A 15,773-nucleotide genomic window follows, 5' to 3' on the forward strand; every position below is an offset into this window, starting at 1 on the left:
GAAGAGCGCGGTGATGCGCCGCCTAAGCTTTTCTAAGGTATTCCCTGAATGTGAAGGCAAAAAAATGCTGCCGGTTTGATTTCGGGGGGCCGACAGCAAGTTGGTGCTATCGCTTCGTCGGAAGTGAACGATATTAAGCCATCAACTGCGCCATCAGGCGGTTGTCGAACGGTGTTGGGCCGTTGCTGGTCGTGGTGGCTGCGTCGTTGCTTGTGCTGCTGACCGACGCGGTTCCGTTGGCCGGGGAGGCGGCCATTATTTCGGCAAGGCTGACAATACCGTCTTCGTTGGTATCAAGCGGATCGTAACTTTCGGTATCGGATGTTGCGGCACTGTCACCGTCCGATGAACTGCCCGTGCTCTCGTCCGCAGTTGCCGTGGTCGTAGTGGCACCGGGTGGTGGTGCCATGCTTGTCAGGTAATCGTCTTCGGAAATGCTTTCAGCATCACTTCCCGCCATCATCGACCACAGGTTTTCGGCCATTTCATCGCTGACATCATCGGGTTTTCCTGCCAGGAACTCATCCTTGGTCAGGGAGCCGTCATCATCGGTATCAAGGTCGTCGAACAGTTGCTGCGCATCGAAACCGCCATCGGTGGCCGATGTGTCGGTGCTTTCCTGCATTTCGAGCAGCATGGCTTTGATCTGATCGGAAAGCTGGTCAACGCTGCCCTGTCCGTTGGCAGCAATTTCCGAAACCGCGTCGACCGCCTGTGTCGAGGCCGTGCTTTGCGCACTGGCGAGCGCAAATCCGCCAATGCCTTCTACGCCGCTACTGCTTTCGGTAGACTGGCTGCTACCGGTCGACTGTGTTTGGCTAAATATTTGCGCAAGACTGGCACTGAGACTGTTGATGCCGCTCATCAGGGGCTCCTTGCGTGGTGATTGTCGTTATGACTGTTCACGCGAGGCGCAGGAAAAACTGGCGCAGAAAAGCAGGCGGAAAAATATTTTCAGGGAAAAAATTGGTCGACGTTCCTGATTTGTTGCACAATAAGCAACCCGATATCGCCACTTGATTGAATGCCAATACTGGCCCCGTTTGCAGAGCATGTTATATATCCCGACATGATGGATGATCCCTTTGAAATCGATGAATTCGCCGCAAGCCCGGAAATGCGCCTTCAGGACGCACCCGCACCGGATTACCTTGCCAATCTGAATGCCGAGCAACGCGAAGCAGTCGAAGCGCTTGATGGCCCGTTGCTGGTGCTGGCAGGTGCCGGGACGGGGAAAACGCGCGTTCTGACGACCCGCCTTGCCCATCTGCTGGAAACCAAGGGACAGACGGAGCGCCTGCATCCGCAGCAAATCCTTGCCGTTACCTTTACCAATCGTGCGGCCAAGGAAATGCAGGAACGTGTTGCCCATGCGCTGGGCCGTCCGGTTGAAGGATGGTGGCTGGGGACTTTCCACTCGCTGGCCGCCCGCCTGTTGCGCCGTCATGCCGAACTGGTCGGGTTGCAATCAAACTTCACGATCCTTGATAGCGACGATCAGGTCCGCCTGCTCAAGCAGATCATGGATGCCGAACAGATCGATCAGAAAAAATGGCCGGCCAAGCAGTTGATGGGTATCATCCAGCGCTGGAAGGACAAGGGGCTTTCACCCGAACGGGTCAATGAAAGTGTCGAGTTCGCCAATGGCGGGGCCAAATACCTTTATAAGATCTATCAGGAACGCCTTGCGGTTCTGAATGCGGCCGATTTCGGCGATCTTTTGCTGCATTGCCTGACCCTGTTTCAGAAACATCCGGAAATCCTGCGCCGTTATCAGGAAACCTTCCGCTATGTCCTGGTCGATGAATATCAGGATACCAACGTGGCGCAATATCTTTGGCTGCGTGCGCTGGCGATGGTTCATCGCAATATATGCTGTGTCGGCGATGATGATCAGGCGATCTATAGCTGGCGCGGGGCCGAGGTCGGCAACATTCTGCGTTTCGAGTCCGATTTCCCTGGCGCCAAGGTCGTCCGGCTGGAACAGAATTATCGTTCCACGCCCCATATTCTGGCGGCGGCGTCCAAGCTGATCACCTTTAACGATGGGCGTCTGGGCAAGGAGCTTTGGACCGAACTTGATACCGGCGAAAAGGTCTTTGTCAAAGGTGTCTGGGATGGCGAGGCCGAGGCGCGGCTGGTTGGCGAGGATATCGAAGCCCTGCAAAGCTGTGGCATCGGTGCATCCCAGATGGCGATCCTTGTTCGCGCCGGGTTCCAGACCCGCGAGTTCGAGGAACGGCTGATTACATTGGGCATCCCGTACCGGGTTGTCGGCGGACCGCGTTTCTATGAACGTCAGGAAATCCGCGATGCGCTGGCTTATATCCGCATGGTCGCCCAACCCGATGACAGCCTTGCGTTTGAACGCATCGTCAATGTGCCCAAGCGCGGGGTGGGGAAGGCCACCTTGCAAACCCTGCATCAATATTCGCGTGATCAGGCCGTGTCGCTTCCGGCGGCGGCCCTTGATCTGATCGGGACCGAGGAACTCAAACCCAAAATGCGTCAGGCGATTGGCGGATTGCTGGGCGATTTCAAACGCTGGCGCGAGATGCTTGAAACCACGTCGCATGTGGCGGTGCTTGAAACGGTGCTGGATGAAAGCGGCTATACCGATATGTGGCGGACGTCGAAGGAAATCGATGCGCCCGGCCGTCTGGAGAACCTCAAAGAACTGGTATCCGCAATTGGCGAGTTTGAAAACCTGACCAGCTTCCTTGAGCATGTGTCGCTGGTGATGGAAAACGAACAGAATGCCGATCAGGAAAAAGTCACCATCATGACCCTGCATGCGGCCAAGGGGTTGGAATTTGACTATGTCTTCCTGCCCGGCTGGGAAGAAGGCGTTTTCCCCCATCAGCGCGCCATGGATGAAAGCGGCGTCAAGGGCCTTGAGGAAGAACGCCGTCTGGCCTATGTCGGCATCACGCGTGCGCGCAAACGCGCCACCGTTTCCTATGCCGCCAACCGGCGGATTTATAACCAGTGGCAATCGGCCCTGCCGTCACGCTTTGTCGATGAATTGCCTGACGAGCATGTCGAACGCATCAGCGATACCGGCCTTGGCAATCATCGCGGCAATGTATCGCCGGGTGCATGGGGGGCCGATGACTGGATGAAAATGCCAAGCTGGGCGGATAACAAACCGGCGGAAAGCTATAATCCCTATGGCGGTACCGGCGAACGCCGGTTTGCCAGCGCGGGATGGCAGGACCGGGTGCGCAAAAACGTGATTGATGTAAAGCCGGACGGTGAAACCAGCTACACCACCAGTTCGAAATCATCGAAATACAAGGTTGGTGATGCGGTACGTCATCGCAAATTCGGCCCCGGCACCGTCAAGGCGGTCGATGGCAACAAGCTTGAAATTCATTTCGAAGGTGTCGGCACAAAGAAAGTGGTCGACAGTTTCATCCTGCCGGGTTAAGCCGCCCGGACATTATTTCTGGTGCGGTCAAATGGCCGCCGCAATCTTGCGAGAAGCGATATGACCGAAACCGTTCGTTGCTATAATTTCACCTTCGAGGTCGATGGCAAATATGTCGCCGCCTTTGCCGAGGCGTTGTATGAGCATTGCGATGCCCTGTCGCATTTCGAACGGCCGGGCGATCCGACCGCGCCCTGGAAGGTCGAGGGTTTTTCGGGCGATCATCTTGACAAGACTGCGGTTGAAACCGCCGTATCATTGATGGCATCGGCCGTTGGTGTTGACGTGCCGGTCGTCGAATTTGGCACCTACGAACCCAAAGACTGGGTCAGTGACAATCTGCGCAGCTTCAAGCCGATTTCGGTCGGCCGGTTCTATGTCCATGGCTCGCACTGGGAAGACGGCGTGCCGGTGGCCAAAACCGGTTTGCAGGTCGATGCCGGTCTGGCATTCGGATCTGGTGAACATCAAACGACCAAGGGCTGCCTTGCGGCAATCGATTGGATCGCCAAACATTCACATCGTCACAATGCGCTTGATATGGGCTGCGGGTCCGGCATTCTGGGCATGGCATGTGCCAAAACATGGCGCTGCCCGGTGATGATGGCCGACATTGACCCCGCATCGGTGCGCGTTGCCCGTGAAAATGCCCGGATCAACAAGATCACCGATCTGGTCACCGCAATTCATTCCAACGGCTTTAGCGACGTTCGCATTCGCAATGCCGGTTATTACGACATTGTCTGCGCCAATATCCTTGCCCGTCCGTTGCGTCATATGGCGCGCGACCTGCGCGGGACGCTGGCCGATGGTGGTTATGTGGTTCTGTCGGGGCTTCTGTCCCATCAGGAACAGTTTGTTCTGTCGGCCTACCGCGATGTCGGCCTGTCATTGGTCAAACGTTTCCCGGTCGAAGAATGGACGACGCTGGTGGTTGGCTAAGCCAGATTTACCGTCCGCCCGATATATCGATTAGCGCACCAGTGACATAGGACGCGTCATCTGACAGTAGCCAATAAATCAGATTGGCGACTTCGTTTGCCTTGCCCGCACGCCCAAGCGGGCAGTTGGGGCCAAGTTCGGCAACCCGTTCCGGGCGGCCTACACTGCCATGAATGTCGGTATCTATAATGCCCGGTCGCACCGCATTGACCCGAATGCCTTTGGGACCAAGTTCCTTCGAAAGGCCAATGGTCAGGGTGTCAATCGCACCTTTGGACCCGGCATAATCGACATATTCGCCCGGTGATCCGAGTTTGGAGGCCATCGACGATACATTGACGATTGAACCGCCCCTGTTTGACATAGCACGTGCGGCCTCGCGGGCAACGATATAGGCCCCCAGAACATTGGTATCAAACACCGATTTCATCCGTTCGATGCTCATATCCGCCAGATCGCTTTTGGGGGCAACGATCCCTGCATTATTGACAACCGCATCAATTGTGCCGAAGCGGTCAAGCGTTGCCTGAAACAGGTCAACAACGTCCTGTTCATATTTCACGTCGCATTTCAGGGCGAAAACATTGCCGGTTCGTCCTGCCCGTTCACACAGCGCGCAGGTTTCATCGGCACTTTCCCTGTTGCCGACATAGCTGATGGCGACGTTCCAGTCGTTTTGCGCGCACAGAATGGCGGTGGCACGGCCAATCCCGCGGGAGCCGCCGGTGATCAGGACGGTTTTTGTCATGGATGTTTCCCCGAAAATCAATGTCGGGCGACACTATGGCGCGGGTTTTATGCCGGGGTCAAAAAGAAACGGCCCTGCTGTGGAGTAGCAGGGCCGTCTCAGAGGGAAAGACAAAAAAAAGACCTCAAGGATCGCGAACCTTCGATCCTGCGTGGCGTCCTATGGCATCAAAGACCTAGGCGGGCGGGATTGATCCCTATTCCCTGCCCATTGCTGCTACCGAAAGGGTCTGACCCCGATGGTGGCTTTCAGCGTCGTCTGACAGATTGGCGGGGCCTGTATCAAGGCCGAGCGCGGCTCTTTCCGCAAGGGTGAGGCGCTCAAGACCGTCATAGGCCGTCTGACGACGACGCGATTGAACAACGTTTTGGGCAGTAATTGGAAAACGGATCACCGTTTTGGTCTCCTGCAAATTGACGTCCCGACGGGTCATCTTTTTGTCACCGGGATGTCATAGTTTAAACTTTCCTTAATTTGCATTGCGAAGCTTGCAGGGCTTTCATACCCATGATGCATGTGGTGGTATAGGACCAGAACAGGTGTAGTTTATTGCGGACCTGATCTGACGCGCAGGAAGGCGTTTTATGGCATTCCATCTTGCAAGTGATCAGCGAAAACCCTTAGATAGCTTTGGTCGGATGCTGCCCCACGCATAGAAACGAGGATTTTGATGACCCTTCCCGGCGATACCCAACTTGCTGCCATGCTTGAACGTGACGGCGTTAACAAGGACGTTACTGCCATTGTCGATCTGATTGACGGTGTGATTGCCAGTGCCAATGGCGATACGCGAACCGATTGGCTTGATCTGGTCGGTGGCAAGCTTGGCGATGATCTGAAATCGGCCCTGTTGGCATTGCGTGATGAACGTAAATCCGAATTTCTGTATGCCAAGGATGGCTATGATGCCGCTGGTCGGGTTGATGCCCTTCGCAAATATCTTGCGGCCAAGGGTGTCGATGGCTTCGTCGTGCCGCGATCAGATGAACATCAGGGTGAATATGTCCCGGCCTGTGCCGAACGTCTGGCGTGGCTGACCGGCTTTACCGGGTCTGCCGGGGCTGCGGTGGTGCTGGCAGACAAGGCTGCCGTGTTTGTCGATGGCCGATACACCATTCAGGTCCGCCAGCAGGTCAACCGTGACATTTACGAATACCGCCATCTGGTCGACGAGCCGGTTGTCGGCTGGATCCACGACAATCTGAAATCGGGCCAGAAACTGGCCTACGATCCGCATCTGCATACTGTCCAGCAGGCCGAGCATCTGCGTGGTGCGTGCAAGGATGTCGGTGCCGAACTGGTCGCAATCGGACCCAATCCGATTGATGTTTTGTGGCATAAACAGCCCGCCATGCCGATAGCGCCCGTGCGCCCGCATCTTCTGGAACATGCCGGTAAATCAAACGCGGAAAAACGCAAACAGATTGCCGAAATGCTCGAAAAGCTGGAATGCGACAGTGCGGTGATTTCCGCGCCTGACAGCATCGCGTGGCTTTTGAATATCCGGGGGGGCGATGTACCCCATATTCCGCTGCCGTTGGGATATGCCATCATTCATGGCGATGCATCGGTTGATCTGTTTATGGATGAACGCAAGTTTGCGGCTGAAACCGTCAAATGGCTTGAAAACGATGCGACCCTCCGCCAACCCGGCGAACTCGAAGAAGCCCTTGGCGCGTTGGGCAATCAGTCGGTCCGTCTGGACGAGGCAACCGCGTCCGACTGGCTGCGCATGAAGCTTGCCGATGCCGGGGCAACCATGCGGATCGGCCGTGATCCGGTGGCATTGCCCAAGGCCTGCAAGAACGAGGTCGAGCTTGAAGGATCGCGCAAGGCGCACAAACGCGACGGCGAAAAGATCATTCGTTATTTCGCGTGGCTCGACGAAGCTGCTGCCGATGGCAGCATTGATGAACGCATGGCTGCGGACAAACTTCTCGCACTGCGTGCCGAAGATCCGTTATTCCGCGATACCAGTTTCGAAACCATCCCGGGCAGCGGCCCGAACGGTGCGCTTTGCCATTATCGCAACACGCCCGAAACCAATCGCAAACTTTCGCCGGGCGAAATTTTCCTGATCGATAGTGGCGGGCAGTATCTGGACGGGACCACCGATATCACCCGTACAACCGTGATCGGGCAGCCGACCCAGGAACATCGGGATCGTTTCACCCGTGTGCTGAAGGGGCATATCGCACTTGCGCGCGCGATTTTCCCGGTCGGCACCACCGGCCAGCAGTTGGATACCCTTGCCCGTGCGCCGCTTTGGGAAGCCGGGCTTGATTTCGACCACGGTACCGGGCATGGCGTTGGCAGTTACCTTGGTGTTCACGAAGGTCCGCAGCGGATTTCCAAAGCCCCGAACAAGATCGCGCTTAAACCGGGTATGATCCTGTCGAACGAGCCGGGTTTCTATAAGGAAGGCGAATACGGCATTCGGATTGAAAACCTGATTGCGGTGATCGAGATTGATGGTCCGGTCGGGGCGGATCGCCCGATGCTGGGCTTTGAAACGCTGACCTTCTCGCCGATTGAACGCAAACTGATTGATCCGGAACTGATGACCAAGGACGAATTGCAGTGGCTGAACGATTACCACGCGCAGGTCTATGCGATGTATGCCGACGATCTTGACGAAGATCTTCTTGAATGGCTGCAAAAGGCAACGGCACCGATCAAGAAACGTGCGGCGTAAGTTCCCCCTATCAAGTCAAGGCATATCACAAAACCGTCCCGACATATCGGGGCGGTTTTTTCGTTTTAACACGCCTGACAGCGTGGTCTTTTTGCCTTATGAATAAAACATTGGATCGATTCAATTGTGGGCATGGCCCCAAAGAAAATAATCAGGAGGAAGACATGGCGTCAGTGGAAGAAGGCTGGAATGCCAATCCCGCGCGATACGACAATGCAACCTATAACCGTTCGGGCAAAAGCGGCCTGATGCTGCCGCAGATCACGCTTGGCCTTTGGCAGAATTTTGGTGGTGTTGACGTTTTTGAAACGCAGCGTGCCATGATCCGGCGTGCCTTTGATCGCGGTGTCATCCATTTCGATCTTGCAAACAACTATGGCCCGCCCCCCGGATCGGCCGAAGAAAATTTTGGCAAGGTGCTGGCAAAGGATCTGAAATCCCATCGCGACGAACTGGTGATTTCGACCAAGGCGGGTTACCGCATGTGGCCGGGGCCGTACGGCGAATGGGGTTCGCGCAAATATCTGATTTCAAGTCTGGATCAAAGCCTGTCGCGCATGGGTCTTGATTACGTGGATATTTTCTATTCGCACCGTGTTGATCCGAACACGCCGCTTGCCGAAACCATGGGCGCACTCGATCAGATCGTGCGTTCGGGCAAGGCGCTTTATGTCGGCATTTCGTCCTATTCCGCCGAAATGGCCCGCAAGGCGCAGGCGATCCTTACTGATCTGGGCACGCCCTGCGTCATTCATCAGCCATCCTATTCGATGCTGAACCGCTGGGTCGAAACCGAAGGTCTGCTTGATACCCTGTCCGAACTTGGCATTGGCTGCATTGCATTCTCGCCGCTTGCGCAAGGGCTTCTGACCAACAAATACCTGAATGGTGTGCCGGAAAATTCCCGTGCAGCCCTTGAAGGATCGTTCCAGCCCGGCATGCTGTCCGAAGACAACCTGAACCGTGTGCGCGCCCTGAACGAAATCGCCAAACGCCGCGGCCAGACATTGGCACAGATGGCGATTGCATGGGTGCTACGTCGCCCGGAAATCACATCGGCCCTGATTGGGGCGCGTCATGTCGAACAGCTTGATAACAGCCTTGATGCCCTGAACAATCTTGAATTCAGTGCCGAGGAACTGGCTGAGATCGATAAATATGCGACCGATGGCGGCCTGAACCTGTGGCAGAAATCATCTAATTCCGAAGCCCCGGTCTGATCGGTCCAAAGTCTTTCCATCAAACCCCGGTACGTTTGTCGTGCCGGGGTTTTCTTTTCAGTTATCAGCCATCGGCATGGTGCCGGCCAGATCGCGCAGGGTATCAAGCACGGCCTTGGCCCCGGTACTTAGCGGGCGATCCTGAAGCCACGACAACATCACCTTGCGCGATAGCTGCGGGTTGACGATCCGCCGTGCCTTAAGCCGACCGGTCGAAAGTTCCATCACAAGCGAGCTTCGTGGCAAAACCGTATGGCCCAGATCGCGATGCACCAGATCGACCAGAACCCGCAACGCATCGGCTTCGACCACCGGGGTCAGGGGACGACCGGCACGGAATGCTGCTTCCTGCATCTTGGCGCGCAACCCGTGTTTTGGCGTTGGCATGATAAGCGGTAGGGCCAATACATCTTCATAGGCAATTTCGGTTTCGCCTTCGCCAACGCGCGACGGATGGGAAATCAGAAACAGGTCTTCACGCCACAATGGTTCGGCATGCAGGCTTCGCGAAATCATGCCGTCATGCAGGATGCCGATATCAAGACGACCCGATAGCAATCCTTCCTGCACGTCACCTGTCAGATCCTCGGCAATCGAGATATTCAGATCTGGATAGCGTTCACGCAATGCTTCGACCAGTGCGCCGGTAATGACGATCCCCGCACTGGGCGGCACACCGACATGAACATGACCGGTCACCTTGCTGCGTCGCGCCGAAAGATCGGCCTCCAGCCTTGCGAGATCACCCAGAATAACCCGTGCCCGTTCCGCCAGCATCTGACCGGCTTCGGTCAGTTTGACCCCACGTCCGGTCCGTTCCAGCAGGCGGGTATCAAGTGCCTCTTCCAGAAGGTTAAGCTGTCGGCTCAGGGCTGGTTGCGACAGGTTCAGCCGGTCGGCCGCACGCGACAGGCTGCCAAGTTCGGCAATGTGAACAAAACTTCGAAGCTGTTTGATGTCCATTTATCTGCAATCCAAAACACATATGAACCGGCTGATATGTCGTTAGATATAGCAAATCCTGATATCTGATAACATTTAATTCGAATTGAATAATGGCTAGGCGCGGCAGATAGTTAAGGCCAAGAGAGACCGGAGACAATAATGACAAAACCATCCGCGCCATTTGCGGCCAACACCACGGCAAAGCCGTCGGGGTCGGCGCTGACCCTTGTATTGCTATCCACCGTGGCATTCGCAATGAAGGGGCTTTTGGCGAAATACGTTTATGCCACAGGCATGACGGTTGATGGTTTGTTGCTGCTGCGCTTTTTGATCGCGATGCCGTTTTTCTGGATCGGTGTTTATCTGTTTGGCAAACACCGGCCGGGCGAACGCACGATGAAGCCGGTCGATATCCTTTGGGGTGCGCTTTATGGCGGGCTGTTCTTTGCTGCTGCACTGTTTGATTTTACCGCCGTGTCGGTGATTGATGTCACCGTCTCGCGGATCGTGCTTTTTACATTCCCGGCCATCGTTCTGATCCTTGAATGCCTGCATAAGTGGCGGCTTCCTCCCTTGCGCCAGTTTGTCTGCTTTGTCGTCACTTATATCGGGTTGGTACTGGTTCTCGCCCCCAACGGGATCGGTGCTGTTTCAGATCAGCTTTGGCTGGGGGCTTCTTTGGCGTTTGCCTCGGCCCTGACTTATGCCTGTTACCTTTATTTCGGGCAGCGGATGATTTCGGTCATTGGATCAATGCATTTTGCCGCCATGGTCAATACCATGGCAGGTGTATCAATGATCATCTATGAACTGATCGTCACCAAGCCGCTGAATCTGAATGTCGATGGGGTTTTGTGGACCGCGGGTATTTCGATCTTCTGCACCGTGATCCCGTTCTTTCTGCTGTTTGAAGGTATTCGGCGGATCGGGGCGACACAGGCAGCACTGATTTCGCTTTCGGGCCCTGCCATGACATTCTTTGCTGCCTGGCTACTACTGGGCGAAGTTCTGACCACGGCACAAGCCCTTGGCTTTGCTATCGTCATTGTTGGTGTGGCATCGATCAAGAATGGTGTGACACTGGCCGGTCTTGGTCGGTTACTGGCCCGTCCGTTCTTTTCGGCAACCGGTCGTGGTTCGGGGGATGCCAACGCGACAGACACAGACGGCGAACCGGCAGCTGGTGCGCCGGGCAAAGGCGCGTGACAGTGGCCTTTATTCGTCACGTTGCCAGCGGCGGACTTCGGTTTGATGTTCCGGCAACCTTTCTCCGCGTCGCCACAGCAGCGGGTCGATGAACTGTCCGGCCCATGCCCCTGAACGGCTCTGGCGTGCGCTGTTTTCAGCCGTAGCATAAGATGGCATTTCGTCGGTCCGTGCCACGGCCATGCCGCGTGCAATCATGCTTTGGCCGATATCAATCCCGTTGGCATTGCGACAGATCGCCATGTTGCGATGGTACCGGTTCTTGCCCTGCACCTTGCAGGTGATTGGCCCGGCTGCAATCAAATTGGTAACGACCTGCCATGCATCTGCACCGCATGCCGTGGTTTGACCATTCACGATGCATCGCTGAAACCGTTCAAGCGCGTCCGCCCCCCAAAGATCAACGCGTTTGAAACCAAACTCCAGCGTGTCGCCGTCAACCGCACGCGCCTTGCCAACCAGTTCACCGAAATCGGGGTCGGCTAGTGCCGGACTCGCGACGAACAAGGCCGTAACCGTTCCCAGAACAAGCATGGTTTTGAAGAAATGCATCGGGCTCATGGTTTATCTGACTGTGTGATCGGCCAAGTATCTATGGTGTCCTGTCTGTCGGCATAAATCAAAGAAAGTGTTGGTTCAGGCGGCAGTTGAGTACGAACCTTAAGTGACTGATCGTCAATTCGAAGTCATGTGCCCAGTCAACCATTACTTGACATGGACACATTAGATTCCGTAGAGATATGTACTATATTAAAGTATAGAATAACTCTTGACCCGTGCCTAGCACGATCCAATTCACAGACCGGGACGCTAAAGGAAGTCGCGATCAACAGCGACACATACAATGAAGTTGCATCGTTAGGGGTCCTTGGATGAATAGAACAGTCCCGAAAGAGTTGCTCGCCAGTATTCAGAAATCCGGCCTTCATAAACCTGACCATTGCGCGTTCGTTCTTGATTTTACAAGTGTGCCGACAACACGAAGCCGGACGGTTTTTTGTTCTTTTGTCCGCTACTTTCAATATGGCTGTCTGCAAAACCTGACGCCGCGCATTTTATCAGACCACACATTCGTCCTGACGATGCCCAACGACCAGCGCAGCCGAATGGAAGAACTGGTCGAAAATGTAAGAACATTTTTGCTGGCACGCCGATATGGCGGCCTTGACTGCAAGGTCTTCGATCTTAGTGAGGAAGCATCTGCTTTTGCGCTCTGCTGTGTCGGTCATATGCGGGCCATCACACGCGAAAATGCCGAAGACTTCCTTGATTTCTATCTGGCACCGCCAAAAAACGTTACCCAGCTTGGGCAACTTGTCGAAATCGAGCGGATCATTGGCCAGGCCGACATCTCGATGCATATTCGCAGCCAACTGATCTGGGAATTGCTGCCGGAAAGCACGCCTGCGCTTGCCGGTGAGGAGTTCTGGGTTTCTATTGCCGCGATGGAAGAAATCTCGGGCAAGGAAATCCTCAACGATGAATGGATGTTCGCGCGTTTTACAGAGCTTCTGGATAACCGGGTTCTATCCTACGTCACCAAGGAAAACTATACGGGTGATGTCGCGCGGTTTCTGAACCTGAATCCTGTGGCTGTTGTCAGCGCCAATTTTCAGCGAATGATCAAAACCATTCCATCCCGTCAGCTTCGCAAGTTAACGGTGGAAATCCCGTTGCTGATGTGGCGAAACAATCCCAAAGTCCGTCAGGGAATTCTGTCACGTTTTCAAAGGCATGGCATTCGACTGGCCTTTGATCGTGTTCCGCTGTCGCGGTTGACACAGCTTCTGGCCAAGGAAACTGAAATCGCCGACTTCATCAAACTGCATGTGGCGGATTGCGAACCCGATGAAATCAGGCAGACACTCGACCAATGTTCGCCCGATCTGATCAATAAAATAGTTTTCTGCCGCTGTGAGACAGTGGCGCAGATCGAAGCCGGTGTGCAGGCAGGCGTTTCATACTTTCAAGGGTATGGATTGGCAGGTTTTCTTGATGCGCCCGTTGAAATTGAACGGGTACTGGGCAAAGCCACAGCGAAAGATCTGCCCCGTGCGCGTCTGGCCCCGGGGCGTACGCGCGCCTAATAAAGATCGCTGTATCGGATCTCGTCAAGCTGGGCAAAAACGATTTTCCATGTCTCGTCCTGTTTGAGCAGGGCAAAGGCATAATCACAATCAAAGATCAGATTGTTTTCCGAATTGCCGAACCGGAACGACACGATCGCGCGCGATCCGCCGGGCAGGGCGGAATGCTGTTCGACCAGCATCGATTTCGCCATCGCCAGATCGGCATTTTTCAATTCATCAAAAAACGACTGATTGTATGTATGCAGATCCTCCACCGAGCCGATGGCATGAACCCCCATCAGGTCATTGATCAGGCACGGGAAGTGATAAAACGCATCAAGGGCATCTGCTTCGAATTTAAGATGTGCATCGGCATAGCGGCGAAAAAAGCTGCCAAGGTCTTCCATAGGATACGTTTTCCTTCCGCTTTGCCCGCGCTGATCAATCGGCGATCAGATCAAGCCATTCTTGTTCATCCAGAACATTAACACCTAATTCTTCTGCTTTCTTTAATTTGGAGCCCGCACCCGGTCCTGCAACCAGAAAATCGGTTTTTGCCGATACCGAACCGGCTACTTTCGCACCAAGGCTTTCGGCTTTGACCTTTGCCTCGTTACGCGAAAACAGTTCCAGCTTGCCGGTAAAGACAACCGTTTTGCCGCTGACGGGGCTGTCGGTAACCTGCGGGGCTTCGACATCTTCGATGGTCAGAACGGCCTGAAGGTCATCAAGAACATCGCGGTTATGTTCTTCGGCCATGAATTCAATCAGGTCATGGGCCACACTGGGGCCGATCTGATCGATATTGATCAGATCGCGTAACGCGTCACTATCGGGCGTTCCGGCATCATTCATCGCTGCGCGCCATTCCGTGATCGATCCGTAATGCCGCGCCAGAAGCTTTGCAGTCGCCTGACCGATCTGGCGGATACCAAGGGCATAGATAAACCTGTCCAGCGGCACGGTGCGCCGTTCATTGATGCTGGCAAACAGCTTTTCGGCCGATTTATCGCCCCAGCCTTCAAGCTTTCGAAGGGCGTCCCCGTGCTTTTCCTCGATCCGGAAAATATCGGCAGGTGATTTGACCCAGCCGAGGTCAAAGAACGCCTCGATATGCTTTCCGCCCATGCCTTCGATATCGAACGCATTGCGCGACACAAAATGTTTCAGTCGTTCAACCGCCTGTGCCGGACAGATCAGCCCGCCGCTGCATCGTGTGACAGCTTCGCCTTCTTCGCGCATGGCGTGGCTGCCGCATTTCGGGCAGGTTTCCGGGAAGTCATAGGGCACGGCGTCATCGGGCCGTTCATCAGTAATGACCTCGACCACCTGCGGGATCACATCACCAGCCCGCTGAATGACGACAAGGTCATTGACCCTTACGCCGAGCCGTTCGATTTCGTCGCGGTTATGAAGGGTCGCGTTCGAGACCACAACGCCGCCAACCGTGACGGGTTCAAGCCGCGCAACCGGGGTCAGTGCGCCAGTGCGCCCAACCTGGATATCAATCGCCTTAACGCGGGTGCGGGCCTGTTCGGCCGGGAATTTATGGGCAATTGCCCAGCGCGGTGACCGGCTGACAAAGCCAAGCCGCAACTGCAATTCGAAGTCGTTGACCTTATAGACAATGCCGTCAATATCGTAATCAAGTTCGGCCCGTTGATTGCCGAGTTCCTCGTAAAACGCCATGATCTCGTCGGTATTGTGCAAAAGCGTCGTGTGGGGATTGGTGACAAAGCCCCAACCCTTGATCTTGCTGATGAAATCCCAATGCGTCTGCGCAAGACTTTCGGACAGTTCGCCAAAGCTGTAGGCAAAGAAACGCAGCGGGCGTTTGGCACTGATGGTCGGGTCAAGCTGGCGAAGCGACCCGGCGGCGGCATTGCGCGGATTGGCAAATGTTTTACCACCTGTTTCGGACTGCGTTTCATTCAGCTTCTGGAAGGCCGAACGCGCCATGTAAACCTCGCCACGGATTTCAACGACGTCGGCCGGTGCATCTTCGGGCAGGATTTTGGGGATGTCGGTGATATGGGCGACATTGGCGGTGACGTCTTCGCCCTCTGTCCCGTCGCCACGCGTTGCAGCACTGACCAGTTCACGGTTTTCATAGCGCAGCGATAGTGACAAACCATCGATCTTGGGTTCGCCAACGATTTCGACCGGGCTGTGCGCCGTCAGGTTCAGGAAACGGCGAATACGGGCCAGAAAATCAACAATGTCCTCGCGCGAAAATGCGTTGGCAAGCGACAGCATCGGACGCGCATGTTTGATCTTGGCAAAACCATCGGCCGGGGCGGCACCAACTTCCTGCGTCGGGCTGTTTTTCTTGAGCGTCGGATAGCGTGCTTCAAGTTCGATCAGTCGATTGAACAGTGCATCATATTCCGCATCGGGAACCAGCGGTTCATCATTGATATAATACGCTTCGTTAAAGCCGCGAATACGGTCGGAAATTTCGGCATGCTGCTGGCCTGCCTCGGTCCGGGTTTCGGGCATGTCGGGGACAATGGACGAG

13 protein-coding genes are annotated in these 15,773 nt (G+C 55.1%); 6 read left to right on the forward strand and 7 right to left on the reverse strand.

Translation table 11 applies throughout. The features are described from left to right. Nucleotides 1-133: 133 nt before the first annotated feature. A complete protein-coding gene (locus SMB34_RS17725) occupies nt 134-865 on the reverse strand; it encodes an EF-hand domain-containing protein (RefSeq protein WP_037992107.1) in 732 nt (243 codons plus the stop codon). 207 nt (nt 866-1,072) lie between these two features. Between SMB34_RS17725 and SMB34_RS17730 the strand changes: the two genes are divergently transcribed. Next, on the forward strand, nt 1,073-3,430 hold the full coding sequence (locus tag SMB34_RS17730; protein ID WP_037992256.1) for an ATP-dependent helicase: 2,358 nt from the start codon (nt 1,073-1,075) through the stop codon (nt 3,428-3,430). A gap of 60 nt (nt 3,431-3,490) precedes the next feature. Further along, nucleotides 3,491-4,372, forward strand: coding sequence for a 50S ribosomal protein L11 methyltransferase (locus tag SMB34_RS17735; RefSeq protein WP_037992257.1), 882 nt, complete (start codon nt 3,491-3,493; stop codon nt 4,370-4,372). 7 nt (nt 4,373-4,379) lie between these two features. On the opposite strand, the gene SMB34_RS17740 is transcribed toward SMB34_RS17735, so the two are convergent. Continuing rightward, the gene (locus tag SMB34_RS17740) at nt 4,380-5,120 is read right to left on the reverse strand and encodes an SDR family oxidoreductase (protein ID WP_037992108.1); all 741 of its coding nucleotides are present in this window, start codon (nt 5,118-5,120) and stop codon (nt 4,380-4,382) included. A 196-nt stretch (nt 5,121-5,316) separates the two neighbouring features. After that, complete coding sequence (locus SMB34_RS17745) at nt 5,317-5,553, reverse strand: hypothetical protein (protein WP_037992111.1); 237 nt, start codon at nt 5,551-5,553, stop codon at nt 5,317-5,319. 237 nt (nt 5,554-5,790) lie between these two features. Here SMB34_RS17745 and SMB34_RS17750 point away from each other — a divergent pair, with 237 nt between their 5' ends. Together SMB34_RS17750 and mgrA are read left to right on the forward strand one after the other, a co-directional pair. Beyond that, complete coding sequence (locus SMB34_RS17750; RefSeq protein ID WP_037992112.1) at nt 5,791-7,815, forward strand: aminopeptidase P family protein; 2,025 nt, start codon at nt 5,791-5,793, stop codon at nt 7,813-7,815. Nucleotides 7,816-7,979: 164 nt separating this feature from the next. After that, nucleotides 7,980-9,035 carry an L-glyceraldehyde 3-phosphate reductase gene (mgrA, locus tag SMB34_RS17755; protein WP_037992258.1) on the forward strand — a complete coding sequence of 352 codons (1,056 nt, stop codon included), beginning with the start codon at nt 7,980-7,982 and terminating at the stop codon, nt 9,033-9,035. 57 nt (nt 9,036-9,092) lie between these two features. Here mgrA and SMB34_RS17760 read toward each other — a convergent pair whose 3' ends face one another. Further along, entirely contained in the window at nt 9,093-9,998 is a 906-nt protein-coding gene (locus tag SMB34_RS17760; protein WP_037992114.1) for a LysR family transcriptional regulator, read from the reverse strand. A gap of 141 nt (nt 9,999-10,139) precedes the next feature. On the opposite strand from SMB34_RS17760, the gene SMB34_RS17765 reads away from it, so the two are divergent. Then, the gene (locus tag SMB34_RS17765) at nt 10,140-11,186 is read left to right on the forward strand and encodes a DMT family transporter (RefSeq protein ID WP_037992115.1); all 1,047 of its coding nucleotides are present in this window, start codon (nt 10,140-10,142) and stop codon (nt 11,184-11,186) included. A gap of 9 nt (nt 11,187-11,195) precedes the next feature. On the opposite strand, the gene SMB34_RS17770 is transcribed toward SMB34_RS17765, so the two are convergent. Then, nucleotides 11,196-11,747 (reverse strand): thermonuclease family protein, encoded by a 552-nt coding sequence (locus SMB34_RS17770; RefSeq protein ID WP_037992116.1) that lies wholly within the window; start codon nt 11,745-11,747, stop codon nt 11,196-11,198. A gap of 311 nt (nt 11,748-12,058) precedes the next feature. On the opposite strand from SMB34_RS17770, the gene SMB34_RS17775 reads away from it, so the two are divergent. Beyond that, nucleotides 12,059-13,273 (forward strand): EAL domain-containing protein, encoded by a 1,215-nt coding sequence (locus SMB34_RS17775; RefSeq protein WP_156962706.1) that lies wholly within the window; start codon nt 12,059-12,061, stop codon nt 13,271-13,273. Here the strand turns inward: SMB34_RS17775 and SMB34_RS17780 are convergent. Continuing rightward, nucleotides 13,270-13,662, reverse strand: a complete 393-nt coding sequence (locus SMB34_RS17780) for a hypothetical protein (protein WP_037992120.1) — start codon at nt 13,660-13,662, stop codon at nt 13,270-13,272. The two genes, SMB34_RS17775 and SMB34_RS17780, sit on opposite strands and share 4 nt — an antisense overlap. Before the next feature lie 34 nt (nt 13,663-13,696). Continuing rightward, entirely contained in the window at nt 13,697-15,766 is a 2,070-nt protein-coding gene (ligA, locus tag SMB34_RS17785; protein ID WP_037992260.1) for an NAD-dependent DNA ligase LigA, read from the reverse strand. Nucleotides 15,767-15,773 lie beyond the last annotated feature (7 nt).

The sequence above is a fragment of the Thalassospira permensis NBRC 106175 genome (assembly GCF_000714555.1).
GTDB classification, from domain to species: domain Bacteria; phylum Pseudomonadota; class Alphaproteobacteria; order Rhodospirillales; family Thalassospiraceae; genus Thalassospira; species Thalassospira xiamenensis.

Excerpts from the sequence above, each read along its gene's own strand:
- mgrA (WP_037992258.1), top strand. The coding sequence starts at position 7,980 with ATGGCGTCAGTGGAAGAAGGCTGGAATGCCAATCCCGCGCGATACGAC.
- SMB34_RS17740 (WP_037992108.1), bottom strand. The coding sequence starts at position 5,120 with ATGACAAAAACCGTCCTGATCACCGGCGGCTCCCGCGGGATTGGCCGT.
- SMB34_RS17730 (WP_037992256.1), top strand. The coding sequence starts at position 1,073 with ATGGATGATCCCTTTGAAATCGATGAATTCGCCGCAAGCCCGGAAATG.
- SMB34_RS17745 (WP_037992111.1), bottom strand. The coding sequence starts at position 5,553 with ATGACCCGTCGGGACGTCAATTTGCAGGAGACCAAAACGGTGATCCGT.
- SMB34_RS17725 (WP_037992107.1), bottom strand. The coding sequence starts at position 865 with ATGAGCGGCATCAACAGTCTCAGTGCCAGTCTTGCGCAAATATTTAGC.
- SMB34_RS17735 (WP_037992257.1), top strand. The coding sequence starts at position 3,491 with ATGACCGAAACCGTTCGTTGCTATAATTTCACCTTCGAGGTCGATGGC.
- SMB34_RS17770 (WP_037992116.1), bottom strand. The coding sequence starts at position 11,747 with ATGAGCCCGATGCATTTCTTCAAAACCATGCTTGTTCTGGGAACGGTT.
- SMB34_RS17765 (WP_037992115.1), top strand. The coding sequence starts at position 10,140 with ATGACAAAACCATCCGCGCCATTTGCGGCCAACACCACGGCAAAGCCG.
- SMB34_RS17760 (WP_037992114.1), bottom strand. The coding sequence starts at position 9,998 with ATGGACATCAAACAGCTTCGAAGTTTTGTTCACATTGCCGAACTTGGC.
- SMB34_RS17750 (WP_037992112.1), top strand. The coding sequence starts at position 5,791 with ATGACCCTTCCCGGCGATACCCAACTTGCTGCCATGCTTGAACGTGAC.
- SMB34_RS17780 (WP_037992120.1), bottom strand. The coding sequence starts at position 13,662 with ATGGAAGACCTTGGCAGCTTTTTTCGCCGCTATGCCGATGCACATCTT.
- SMB34_RS17775 (WP_156962706.1), top strand. The coding sequence starts at position 12,059 with ATGAATAGAACAGTCCCGAAAGAGTTGCTCGCCAGTATTCAGAAATCC.